This is a genomic window from Bernardetia aquimarina (genome assembly GCF_042180575.1).
Classification (GTDB): Bacteria; Bacteroidota; Bacteroidia; order Cytophagales; family Bernardetiaceae; genus Bernardetia.
This window is the reverse complement of the sequence record NZ_CP170094.1, coordinates 1,693,675-1,706,486: the sequence shown is the minus strand read 5'-3', so window position 1 is coordinate 1,706,486 and position 12,812 is coordinate 1,693,675. Positions and strand designations below refer to the sequence as shown.

12 protein-coding genes are annotated in these 12,812 nt (G+C 30.3%); 7 read left to right on the top strand and 5 right to left on the bottom strand.

Annotated features, from left to right (window positions below):
- Positions 1–75: 75 nt before the first annotated feature.
- Both ACE193_RS07135 and ACE193_RS07130 read right to left on the bottom strand, forming a co-directional pair.
- Positions 76–804 (bottom strand): YqjF family protein, encoded by a 729-nt coding sequence (locus ACE193_RS07135; protein ID WP_375562316.1) that lies wholly within the window; start codon positions 802–804, stop codon positions 76–78.
- A 15-nt stretch (positions 805–819) separates the two neighbouring features.
- The gene (locus ACE193_RS07130) at positions 820–1,641 is read right to left on the bottom strand and encodes a Uma2 family endonuclease (protein ID WP_375562315.1); all 822 of its coding nucleotides are present in this window, start codon (positions 1,639–1,641) and stop codon (positions 820–822) included.
- Between the two features lie 256 nt (positions 1,642–1,897).
- Here ACE193_RS07130 and ACE193_RS07125 point away from each other — a divergent pair, with 256 nt between their 5' ends.
- Both ACE193_RS07125 and ACE193_RS07120 read left to right on the top strand, forming a co-directional pair.
- Positions 1,898–2,464, top strand: a complete 567-nt coding sequence (locus ACE193_RS07125) for a hypothetical protein (protein WP_375562314.1) — start codon at positions 1,898–1,900, stop codon at positions 2,462–2,464.
- Positions 2,465–2,850: 386 nt separating this feature from the next.
- A complete protein-coding gene (locus ACE193_RS07120; RefSeq protein WP_375562313.1) occupies positions 2,851–4,647 on the top strand; it encodes an ABC transporter ATP-binding protein in 1,797 nt (598 codons plus the stop codon).
- Positions 4,648–4,726: 79 nt separating this feature from the next.
- On the opposite strand, the gene ACE193_RS07115 is transcribed toward ACE193_RS07120, so the two are convergent.
- A complete protein-coding gene (locus ACE193_RS07115; RefSeq protein WP_375562312.1) occupies positions 4,727–5,143 on the bottom strand; it encodes a hypothetical protein in 417 nt (138 codons plus the stop codon).
- A gap of 70 nt (positions 5,144–5,213) precedes the next feature.
- Positions 5,214–5,630 carry a RidA family protein gene (locus ACE193_RS07110; RefSeq protein ID WP_375562311.1) on the bottom strand — a complete coding sequence of 139 codons (417 nt, stop codon included), beginning with the start codon at positions 5,628–5,630 and terminating at the stop codon, positions 5,214–5,216.
- Between the two features lie 253 nt (positions 5,631–5,883).
- Between ACE193_RS07110 and ACE193_RS07105 the strand changes: the two genes are divergently transcribed.
- Positions 5,884–6,891, top strand: coding sequence for a hypothetical protein (locus ACE193_RS07105; RefSeq protein ID WP_375562310.1), 1,008 nt, complete (start codon positions 5,884–5,886; stop codon positions 6,889–6,891).
- Between the two features lie 88 nt (positions 6,892–6,979).
- Here ACE193_RS07105 and ACE193_RS07100 read toward each other — a convergent pair whose 3' ends face one another.
- Positions 6,980–9,208 (bottom strand): peptidase domain-containing ABC transporter, encoded by a 2,229-nt coding sequence (locus ACE193_RS07100; RefSeq protein ID WP_375562309.1) that lies wholly within the window; start codon positions 9,206–9,208, stop codon positions 6,980–6,982.
- Between the two features lie 364 nt (positions 9,209–9,572).
- Between ACE193_RS07100 and ACE193_RS07095 the strand changes: the two genes are divergently transcribed.
- From ACE193_RS07095 to ACE193_RS07080, 4 genes are all read left to right on the top strand, one after another.
- Entirely contained in the window at positions 9,573–9,752 is a 180-nt protein-coding gene (locus ACE193_RS07095; protein ID WP_375562308.1) for a hypothetical protein, read from the top strand.
- 520 nt (positions 9,753–10,272) lie between these two features.
- Positions 10,273–10,497 carry a hypothetical protein gene (locus ACE193_RS07090; RefSeq protein WP_375562307.1) on the top strand — a complete coding sequence of 75 codons (225 nt, stop codon included), beginning with the start codon at positions 10,273–10,275 and terminating at the stop codon, positions 10,495–10,497.
- A gap of 344 nt (positions 10,498–10,841) precedes the next feature.
- A complete protein-coding gene (locus ACE193_RS07085; protein ID WP_375562306.1) occupies positions 10,842–11,057 on the top strand; it encodes a hypothetical protein in 216 nt (71 codons plus the stop codon).
- A gap of 122 nt (positions 11,058–11,179) precedes the next feature.
- Positions 11,180–12,793 (top strand): cysteine peptidase family C39 domain-containing protein, encoded by a 1,614-nt coding sequence (locus ACE193_RS07080; RefSeq protein WP_375562305.1) that lies wholly within the window; start codon positions 11,180–11,182, stop codon positions 12,791–12,793.
- The last annotated feature ends 19 nt before the right edge of the window (positions 12,794–12,812 follow it).

Sequence of the window (12,812 nt, the reverse complement as noted above, 5' to 3'; positions counted from 1 at the left end):
TATGGACAAAGTATAGACAACATCACAAAATCTACACCTTAAGGCTCTCAGTATTTCTAAAAAACTATTATTTCTTTATTTAATCTTACTTTTCGGCTCAACTGTAATTTTAGAACCTTCAGCAAGCATGACAGAATCTGGTTTTTGATGATCTAAAAAAGAAAACTCCTCTCCATAAATTCCACCAAAATCAGCATTTATTTTATAGTCTAAGACATCATAGTTGCGCCATGTTGGATGAGTTACTTCGTATTCATTAGTCTCAGTTTCGCTTTGTTTTGCATAACCCCAGTAGTGTTCTGTAATGAATTCGGTTTTGCTTCCTTCTTTTATTTCACTTAAATTTTTAGCTGTTTTGAGATAGATAGAATTGATTTTTTCGTTCTTATTTTTTTGCCATGTATATTCTATTTCTCTATTATTTTCATTTTCTATCCATTGATGACTCATTTTCATGGTTTCATAATTTTCTCCATAAACGGTATTTGCTACAAAAGTAATAGCAGGCTTAGGAACAATTTCTTTTATAAAAACGACACCTCTTTTCAGCATTTTCAAACCTTCTTTTTGTTCAAGTCTTGTAACATAAAAACGCAGATTCACTTCTTCAAATTCGGTATGAAAAGGGATTCTGAAACCTAATAGTTTTACATCTTTAAACATAAAACCAATAAGACTGACATAACATTTTCCTTTCCACAAATCTAATTTTGTACCGAATGGAAGATAAGGCAAAAGTAACTTAGGGTCTATTTCGTAATTTGCAATGGCTAGTTTTCGCCATTCTGCTTTTAGAAAACTCATTTTTTGTGGTTTAATTTAAAAAATATTCTCAATATCTAACTCAAAACCCTCTAAAACTTTAGATTTTATCTTTCCTGTTTTAGCTGCTGTTGAGAAAAGTTGGTAGCTTGGGTTTTTATTTTCTGCATTTATTTCAGTCAAAATCTCTACATTAATTTTTCTTTTTTTAGGATAAATTTCCCAGTATTCTCTTACTCCAAAACCAGCATATTTTTCTTTTTTTTCTTCTCGTAGTTTTTTGTAGTTGGCAGGAGAGATTACTTCAATCACTAAATCAGGAGCTTCATAAATTCCTTTTTCTGTTATTTTTTCTACATTATGATTCAAAACAAGCACAATATCAGGCTGCAAACTATGTCCTTCGTCTATATGAACAGCAACAGGAGCAACAAATAATTTACCTAGTTTATTTTGCATAACAAACATGTTCATATAAGTAGAAACTTTTGTCAGAATTTCTTGATGATTAGGAGTAGGAAGAGCCATAATAAATAATTTATAATTGAATAATTCGATTTTCACAAAAAGGTCTAAAGGAAAAATGGTTTCATCATCTAAATCTTCGGCTGTCCATTTTTTATTTGGAGGAAATAAATTTATAATCTCTTGTATATCTTCTACTGAATAAGAGAGTTGTTCTTTGTATAATTTACCTCCATTTTCCTTTTTTACTTTTTCTATTTTCAAATGGCTTATTCTCTCTTCATATTCTTGTTTTTCATCCAAAAAAGTATCTACAAGAGAAATGATTTTTTCTTGTTGATTTTGACTTAATAATTTTATCTTCTTTATTAATTGGCTCGTCAGCTCTTCATTTTTTTCTTTTACACTTTCCATTCCTAATTTCTTTGAGTGATTGACTTAATTTATAGACTTTGAAGTTTGATTAAAATACGTTCTAAAACAAATATAGTTTAGAAAATTGATTTCAGTTATTAAAAAAATCAAATATAGAAGATTTAAAATTGTAGTATATTTGAATTTCAAACACGAAACCACAGCAGAATACCGAATACATATTACTCACTCGTTAAAAACGAGTGAGAACAGAGATAACTAAAAGAAGCAAATAGTCACATATAATTTAAAAAAAATGAAAAATATTAGATTTAAAGCAGTGTTTTTATGCGTAATTACACTTTATCTTTTGGTATCATTGATATTGTATCTTTTATTGCTAAGAAAAATCACGGCATTTATACCTATTTCTTATCATATTACACATGCTACTTTGATAGGACTTATCATAATTGCTGTTTCTTATAAAGAAATAATTGCAGGAGTAAATGTTAACATTTTTTCTGCAATTATTTTAATTATGGCGTCTATTTGTTTGGCATTTATTAATACTGAAGGAATACTAAAGTTCTCTACTTTATTTTTGCATAAAAAAAATGCATCATTAGAATGTGTTCAAGTAACTGGTACTGCATATAGAACTAAGAAACATATATCTCATGATGCTCTCGTAAAAATATCTAACTATTGGGGTATAACACCTGTTTACCCAATAACACAAGAAGAAAAATCTTTTATTGATAAAAACATCGACTCTTGTGTGTGTGTAGAATTATCATTTTACGAATCCCCACTAGGTTTTACTTATACTGAATATGGAAAAAATAAAGGTGTAATTAAGGTTTGTGATGAGAAAAAATGAAACCAGCCCTAGCTCGGATTTTTTGTGGCTATCCCCTCGTTCGACTGAGTCTTTCAAAAGACTAAAAAATAAAAAAACTAATGTTAGACAAATCTTAGATTTGCAAGTGTAAAGATATTCTAAACAAAAAAAAATAGAGTTTCAAAAAGGAAACTCTATTTTTTTGTGCCTAACTATTTTATTGGTTCTTCCGACTTTTTTAGCTCTTCATTCACTTTACTTCTTAAAAAAATCAAAACAAGCCTTTTTATGCCTAAAAAAGTTAAACTCAAATCTAACTTTTAGTGTACCTTTATCGTTAAGACCAAATCTGTAGTTGATAGCTTCCAAACTATCAGAATAATATTTTATGAAACGACAGCTTGGAAGCTGTCATCTACTCAATTATGAAAGAACTTTTCGCCTTAAATAAATATTTTTATCGATACAAATGGCATCTATTAGGTGGTATTTTTTTCGTCCTTTTGTCGTGTGTTTTTGCGATTATTCCTGCTCAAATAGTTCGTCATGCTTTTGATTTGATAACTAATACTATCCGAATGAATGACCTTTTTGAAGGAACAGCAGGGCAGCAGCAAGTAATGGTTACTTTCAGAAATGTCGTTTTGCTTTATGGAGGTCTTATTTTATTAATGGCTCTTATTCGTGGTATATTTTTGTTCTTCCAACGCCAAACGATTATTGTCATGTCTAGACTAATTGAGTACGATTTGAAGAATGATATTTATGTTCATTATCAAAAATTGCCTTTATCTTTTTATAGAAAAAATAATACTGGTGACCTAATGAACCGTATTTCGGAAGATGTTTCACAGGTAAGAATGTATCTTGGTCCTGCTATTATGTACACCATTAATATGATTGGAACGGCTGTTTTGGTCATTTCTTATATGCTCACAATCAATGTACGTCTTACGCTTTTTGCGCTTTTGCCGTTGCCGATTCTTTCTATTAGCATTTATTATGTCAATAATTTAATTAATAAACGTTCTATCTTGATTCAAGAAAGCCTTTCTAAAATGACAACATTTGTACAAGAAGCCTTTTCTGGTATTCGTGTGATGAAAGCCTATATTAGAGAAGATGATTTTTCAAGAGAATTTGAGGGAGAAACAAAAGATTATTTCAACAAATCACTTAGTTTGGTGCGTGTAAATTCGCTTTTTATGCCTTTAATTGTCGGACTTATCGGACTGAGTACAATTCTGACTGTTTATGTTGGAGGAATTGAGGTAATGCGAGGAACAATTACGACAGGAAATATTGCCGAATTTGTGATTTATGTAAACCTTCTCACTTGGCCTGTCGCTTCTTTGGGTTGGGTAACGAGTCTTACTCAACGTGCAGCAGCTTCTCAAGAACGTATTAATGAGTTTTTGAATACAAAAAGCGAAATTATATCTTTAGAAAACAAAACAACCGAAATAAAAGGAAAAGTAAAATTTGATAACGTAACTTTCGTTTATCCAGATTCGGGAATTAAAGCCTTAGAGAATGTCAGTTTTGAGATTCGTGAAGGACAAACACTTGCTGTTTTGGGAACGACAGGCTCAGGAAAAAGTACGATTGCAAATCTTATTTGTAGAATGTACGATATAAATGAAGGACAAATTTTGATAGACCAAACCAATATCAAAGATTACGAAATTCAGTATTTGCGTTCAAATGTGGGCTATGTTCCACAAGAAGTATTTTTGTTTTCAGATTCTATTCGTAATAATATTGCTTTTGGATTTAATGAAAATGATTTTGAAGAAAAGCAAATCGAAGAAGCTGCAAGAGATGCCGACCTTTTAGAAAATATCGAACGCTTTCCAGAAGGATTCGAAACAATGTTGGGCGAACGTGGAATTACACTTTCAGGAGGGCAAAAACAGCGTGTCAGTATTGCTAGGGCAATTATCAGAAACCCAAAAATATTGATTTTGGATGATAGTCTTTCGGCAGTAGATACCAAAACAGAGAATGCGATTCTTCAAAACATGAAACGTATTATGAAAAATCGCACTTCTATTATTATTTCGCACCGTGTTTCTTCTGCCAAACTTGCCGATTATATTGTGTTCTTAGACGAAGGAAAAATCGTAGAACAAGGAACTCACGAAGACCTTTTGAAATTGGGTGGACTTTATACACAGCTTTATGAAAAGCAATTACATGAAGAAATTGTGAATGATAAATGATGAATTATGAATGGTAAATTGCATTATTTATAGGCTAATTTTTATTTCATAATTCATCACTCACAATTCATAATTCAAATTAAGCTACTTTAATCCATTCTTCGGCAGCTTTTACAGTACTAAAATATTCAATTTTCACAAGTCCTTGGAAGTGTAGACGTGTCATGGCAGAAAGTTGTGCAGCAGGAAAGCGTTTGAAAAAATCACGTTCTTGGATAATTGCCATCGACTGATAACCAGCTTCTAAAGCACGCTCTAACCAATCTTCCATTGCCCATTTTTGGTCTTTTGGAGCAAGTCCTTTTTTGATTTTACGGTCGTCATTTATGATTTTAGAAATTTGGCGTTCTTTCATCCAAACTATTGCATCATTAAGAGCTTTACGGTAGCTTTCACTTTCCATATCGCCACGCCATTTTATCATCAAACAAGGCACTTCTGGATTTAATTTTATTGAATATTTGGGTGTTTCGGCTAAAACTTCGAATTCAGTCATCGGTAATCTATATGTTTTGTATGAATTAAATTTCTTTTTTATAAATGAGATGCAAAATTACACAAATTTATTAAATCATAGCTACACATTTTAATTCAATAGCAATCGGAGTAGGTAAAGCACTAATCCCTAAAGTTGTTCTACAAGGCTGATTGTCTTTAAAATATTCTGCATAAACTTTATTATAGGTCTTAAAATCATCTTCCATATTGGTAAGAAAAACAGTTACATCGACGAGTTTGTCCCAGCTACTTCCACTTGCTTCCAAAATCGCTCTTACATTCTGAAAAACAGTATGACATTGCGCTTCTATATCATAAGCAACTAATTTTCCGTTTTCGTCATAAACATTTCCATGTATTTCATTGGTTTTGGCATCTCTTGCACCTACGCCTGAAAGAAATAATAAGTCGCCTACTTTTCGTGCGTGAGGATATAAACCGACTGGTTTTGGTGCGTTATTGGTTTCGAATTTTTGATTAGACATAATTAGAATATTTGTAGGGAAAAGGCACACCTTTTCCTAGTATAATTGGAATTTTTAAAAAATATGTATTTTGAAATAAACTGTATATAAAGGAAAAGGCATGCCATTTCCCCTACTTAAAATCATTTCATTTACACAAAAAACATTAATTTTGATTTGCTTTTCAGAAGATAGAGTAATTCTTTATACAAATCTTCGTTCCATAAAGATAAAACTAAAAAAATAAAATCAACTCAAGCGACAAATTAAAATTATGCAAAAAATAAAACTAACTGTTTTTGTCTTTTTTATTCTAATTACGTCTTTATTTTTTTCTTCGTGTTCACTTCAAAAGGAAAGCCTTCCAGATATTTCAGATTTGAAAGTCAATGTAGAAATAGAACGAGTAGATAAAAAAATATTTGATGGACAAAGTAAAGAGGAAATTTTAACATACCTAAAAGAAAACCCAGATTTATTATTAAAAGGTTTTCGTGTCAATGATATACGTATTTTGGATGAGCTTGTAAAACGAGCAAATGACCCTTACATTGATACTGTTCAAAACCAAGTAGATGAAATGTATGATTTTGATAAATTAAAAGAGCAATTAAATGATGTTTTTGCTTATACAAAATACTATTATCCCGATTTTTATGTGCCTAAAGTTTATACGATTGTGGCAGGATATGAAATGGATGTAGTGCCTAGTGATAGTATGTTTTTGATTGGTTTAGATTATTTTTTGGGGGAAGAATCCTATTACCGTCCTCCGATTGAAGCCGTTCCAAATTATATTTGGGAGCGTTATCATCCTGAAGCTATTCAAACACACGTTGCAAGAGAACTTTCTGGAAGGTATAATTTAAGTAATCCGTCTGATAATAGCTTAGTAAATGAGATGATTTGGTGGGGGAAAACCTATTATTTTATCGAAAAAGTAGTTCCAAAAGCTGCCGATTCATTAATTATTGGTTATTCAAATCAAGAAATACAAGACTGTGAAACCTATCAAACCGATGTTTGGGGACATTTTGTGAAGCAAGAATTATTTTATGCAACTTCCCAAATCGAAAAACGGAAATACTTAGAAGCTCGTCCTCATACGTTTGAAATTGGACAGGAATGCCCTGGAAGAATTGCTCAATGGCTCGGTTGGCAAATTGTGAGAGCGTACATGAAACAAAATCCTGATGTTACTTTGCCACAACTAATGAAAATGAAAAATCATAAAGAGATTTTTGAGAAATCTAAATATCGTCCGAAAAAACAAGAAGAGTAAAGTTTTGCTCAACCGTCAACGAGACGTAAAGTTGTCGTTGAGGGTTTAAAAACCTCGTTGACGGCGAAGCCTCAAAGACGGTTACTAACTAACCTGCCAATTCCAACTGATTTTTAACTAAATTAAAATACATTCCTTTTTTTTCTACAAGTTCTTGATGCGTTCCTTGTTCCCTTATTTTTCCTTTTTCTAGGAATATAATTTGGTCTGCATTTTTGACGGTACTAAGTCGGTGGGCAATGATAATTTGAGTTTTAGATTCTCCAAATTTTTGTAAATTTTCAGAGATTACTTTTTCATTTTTGGCATCAAGAGCAGAAGTTGCTTCATCAAAAAACAAATAATCTGGATTTTTATAAACGGCACGAGCAATCAATAAACGCTGTTTTTGTCCTTGACTAACACCTTCACCTGACTGACCTATTTTGGTATGAAAACCTAATGGAAGACCTTGAATATGCTCATAAATATTAGCTGTTTGTGTGGCTTTTATCAGTCGATTTTGTGTAGGGCGTTCATCTCCTAAGGCAATGTTTTTGGCTATACTTTCCGAAAAAATAAAACCTTCTTGCATTACTGAACCAATCGTAGAACGCCAAACTGAACTACTAAGCGCAGTCAAAGGCAATGAACCGACCGTAATTTGTCCACTTTGAGGAATATAATATTTCAATAAAAGCTTCAAAAGGGTAGTTTTTCCACTTCCACTTTCTCCTACAATAGCCGTTGTTTTTCCTGCTGGAATATGCAATGTCAAATCATCTATGGCTGGCTGACTGTGTGGTGTTCCGTATCTGAATGTTATATTTTTGAGATAAATATCTCTTGAGTTTTCGCCTTCTGGTAGTTCTTTAATCAAAAATTCTTCTGAATCCTCATCTTTTTGGTCATGAATTTCTCCTAAGCGTTCCAAACTCAGTTTTGCATCTTGTCCTTGTTGAATAAAATTGATAGACTGCATCAAAGGAACTTCCATTTGTCCCAAAACTTGCTGAACTGCCATCATCATTCCCAACGTCATACTTCCTTGAATAACTTCGTAAGCTGCCCAAAAAGTAATAATAATATTTTTGAGTTCGTTGATAAAACCTCCTCCATACTGCTGAAACTGACTAAGACGCAAACTTTGCATGGCTAGTTTAGCTCTCTTTACTTGCAAACGCTCCCACTCCCAACGTTTTTCTTTCTCAAAATTATTAAATTTAATTTCTGCCATTCCTTGTACCAATTCTACTTCATTACTTTGCGTAGAAGAAGAAAGTGCAAAACGTTTGTTGTCTAATACCTTTCGTTTTTTCAAGAAAAGCAAAATCCAAACAATATAAAGCGTACTTCCTACCATAAAAAGTAAAAATATAATAGGACTATAAAAAATAACAAGAATACTAACCGAAAAAAGACTTGCTAAAGAAAATATAAAATCTAATAATGTGCCACTCAAAAACTGTTCGATGCGCTGATTGTCTTGCATGCGTTGGAGAATATCACCTAAATTTTTGGACTCAAAAAATGGCAATGGCAAACGAATCATTTTAGCTAAAAAATCAGAAACAATTTGAATATTCAGACGAACTGAAATTTGTAATAAAATCCAACTCCGTATCAGATTGATTAAGTTTTTGGAAACAAAAAACAAAAGTTGAGCTATCAAAACGACATAAACAAAAGAAAGATTTTTTTGCTGAATACCAGTATCAACGAGAGCTTGAGTAAGCAACGGTAAAAAAAGTGAAAGCAAAGTAGCTCCCAAAAGCCCTAAAAATAATTGAAAAATAGCATTTTTATATGGCTTCAAATAACCCAATAAATATGAAAAAGAGGCTTTACTTTCTTCTACGTCATCTTGATTATCAAATTCGGGAGTAGTTTCTATCAAAAGTGCAATTCCTGTTTCTTCTACTTGCTGATTGCCTTCTCTTTTCTCTGTATTTCCTTCTGAATTAGCTTGAACCCACGCTTTTTTAAATTCTTGATGGCTGTATTCCAATAGCTGAGAAGCAGGGTCAGCTACAAAAACTTTTCTACTTGTGATTTTATAGACTACCACAAAATGATTTTGATTCCAATGTGCTATAAAAGGAACAGGTCTTTCTTCTATAACCGTATCGATATCTATCTGAACAGCAAGTGTGCGAAGTCCTATTTTTTCGGCTGCCGTAGCAATTCCCAATAAAGAAACACCTTGTTTTCCTATATAACAATTTTCTCTAAGATAGGGTAAAGAAAAATTTTTTCCATAATATTTAGTTATCATTTTCAAACACGTAGGACCACAATCCATTTGGTCACGCTGCTTGATATGAGGAAATTTTGCCATTTGATTAATTCTATATAATTCAATTTTATTTTGCTGCAAAATTAGATTAAAATTCTCAAACAACAATAAAAATTTAATTTTTTACTTAAATAGTAAAAAACTTGCTTAAAAAACTAAATTTTTTAAAGCTCATTTTTGACTAAAATATGATTTTATTTATCCAGTAGTACAATTTTTTAAATCATAACATATTGATTATAAATTAGTTAATAAATATTCAAAAAAAAAAAATAGAATTTAGTAGTATTTGATAATTATTTTTTAATACATTTGTGCTATCAAACACACTCAAGTAGGTTCTATAAATTCCTAAGTAGTAAATTTTGATAATCAATTTTATTTATAACTTTTAAATTGTAATTATATGTCTTTGTTAAAATCAAAATTTGGTAAGTTTGCCGTTTCTACTGAAAAAATGGCTAAAATTAATGGTGCAGGTGGAGAATTTCATTGTGTAGGAGCAGATGGCAAAATACGCAACAAAAGGAATGTTAAAAAAGCTTTGCGATTTGTTGAGAAGCATGGTGGTGGTTGTTCTAATTAAAAAATATAGCATAATAAATTTATGTAAGTATTGTTTCAAACTTCTAATACATTTAAAATATATTAGAAGTTTGTTTTATTTAACGTGATAAATTTTTAATAAAGTAGTTACAATTTTATCTAATTTTTACTGAAAGAATGAAAAATACAATAACAATCTTACTAGACAAACTAGGCGTTTCATACACGCCTTTTTTATTTGCAAGAAAATATTTATACAATATTTTTTTGAATGAAAATTACTTGCAAATTATCAAGAATAGAGTTTTACTATAAATTCTTGTTACTATAAAAAGTTGTCTATTTTTAAATTTAACATTTTGTAAACTGTTGATAATTAAGTTATTATGTTTTTTTTATTGAGATTAGGAGTTGTGGTATTTGCATAATTATATTTATTTTTGTAGTATTGTGGTGTGAAATTATTGATACATCATTAATTTTATGTGTGCGAATAATACTGCTACTACTTCTAATAAAACAATTTTTAATTTTTATGTATCTACTCAATTGTTTATTTTATGAAGTCTCTAAAAGAAAAATTCGGAAAATTCTCTGTATCACAAAAACAAGCTAAAAATATTACTGGTGGAGCAGCTCCAGCTCCTTCAGCAATGGGAGAACATGTTGGTCCTCGTGGACCTGTAAGACGCTGTTGTCATTATCTCAATTCTTCTGGCAATGTTTATACTAGCTGTGGAACTCCTCGTCCAGATGCATTAAGATGTTTTCATGTAACTGGATAATATTCTTTTGTCCTTAATTTTGCAACTAAACCTATTATTTAGATATTTGAAAATCTCATTTTCTAATTTTGTTTTACTTAGGAATTGAAATTAAATACTCATTTCAAAGTAACAAATTATTGATAATCAGCGTATTAAATTCGTAATTGTTCCTTAGTTGCCCTCAAGTTTTACAAACACATAAAACTTGATGCCATAACTTTAATGTGAGTTCATACTTAAATAAATTTTTAATTTCTATTTAAAAAGTAAGAAATAAATTTTGTTTGAGTAAAAATATAATATCGCTACTACTTCTAATAAAACAATTTTTAATTTTTATGTCTCTCTTAATTGTTTATTTTATGAAGTCTTTAAAAGAAAAATTTGGTAAATTTGTTGTATCTCAAAAAGAAGCTAAAAGTATTACTGGTGGAACTCCCGTAGCAGCAACACCAATTCAGGTAAAAGACAAAGCTAAAACTTTCTGCTGTGAATATGCAGATAGATATGGAAATCTTTATACTAGATGTGGAGTAACTCGTACTCCTGAAGCATTAAGATGTTTTTATGTTTATTAAAATTGTAGTTTTAGTATTTTAATTAAGTAAGGATTGTTTATATTTTAATATAGACAATCTTTATTTTTTATAAATAGTGATAGAATACATCACTATTTTTTTTAGATAAAAATATATATAAAATGAAGACTATTGTAAGTATTCTTTTAGATAAACTTGAAGTTATTTATACACCAATTTATTTAAAAAAAATAACAAAAAAGTGTAATAATGCTCAAACATTAAGTGATATTGCAGTCCTTTTAGCATATTACAAAGTAGAATCTTTAGCTGTTCAGATTGGAAGAGAAGAATTGTCAGAAATTCCTTTGCCTGCACTTGTGTTGGCTTCTCAAAAAGATGAAAATGGAAAAGTATATAATAACTATTCTATTTTAGAAGAAGTAAAAGAAGATAAGGTAGTCTTGATTAATGTGAAAGCAGAAAAAAAAATAATACAGATAGAAGAGTTTGAAAAAACATGGACAGGTTATACTCTTTTATTAGATAAAAATGAAAATGCAGCCGAGCCAAACTATGCAGTTCACAAAGCAGCAGAAAAAAAACAAAGTATTTTTGATTCTGTTAAAATGACTATTCAAGTTTTGGTAGGAATATCTTTTTTGTTTTTGATTGGAAAAACGTTTTTTGAAACGAGTACTAACAATGTAAAGTCTATTTTTGAAATTTCCTTTTATGTTTTTCATAGTGTAGGATTTATAATTAGTGTTATTTTACTTTCTGGAGAGATTTTTAAAGATAATATCGTTTTCAAAAAAGCTTGTAGTGCTTTTGGAAAGTCTTCTTCTTGTGCTGATACAAATACAAAAGAAAAGAGTAAAATTAATGTAATCAAAAAATATGTTACTTTTTCTGAGTTAGGTGTTTATTATTTTTTTGGAGCTTTTTTGTTTTTGCTGATTAGTAATTCTTTTGCATTGATTTTTCAAAGTATAATTTCAGTTTTGGGAATTTTTGCAGTTGTTGTTTCTTTGTATTATCAAAAGTTTGTTTTGAAAAAATGGTGTTCACTTTGTGTTTCTGTGATGGTGGTTTTGTTTTTAGAATCTGTTTTGGGTGGAAGTTATCTTTTCAGTTTTCAAAATAATTTAAGTGAAATTACTATTTCTTCTATGCTTTATGTTTCTGCAACAGTGGTTTTTTCATTTTTATTGCCTGTTCTTAGTTGGAATATTCTCAAACCTATTCTTACAAAATATAATTCCTATACACACGAAAATAAAAATCTTCATTCTTTCAAATATGATTTTGAGGTTTTCAAAACATTGCTTTCTCAATCCAAAAAGATAGATATTAGTGAAGTTCCTACACATTTTGTTGAGGGAAATACAGCGAGTGATGAAAATCCTGTTTCTTTGGTTGTTATTAGTCGCCCGACGTGTCCACCTTGTGTAACTGCCAAAAAAGATTTGCAAGAATTGAAAGAAATTTTTGGTAATTATTTCAAAATGACGACTTGCCACCTTACAGCCAATCAAAAAAATGAAGACTACAAACAAATTTCAGAATTGCTCTCAAATCTGCCAACCTCTTATTCTGAAACTGAAAAAGAACGTATTATTTCAGAACATTATGCTTGGATAAATCAGCAAGGAATTAATTTTACACCTGCTTTTATTATCAATGGTTATTTGTTACCAGAAAAATATACTGTTTCAGATTTGAATTATTTTATGGTACATTTGGCAAGTGAAATGGAAGATGAAATCAATCAAGAAGAATCAACTTTAGTTTAATTGTCAGACAAGTTTATTA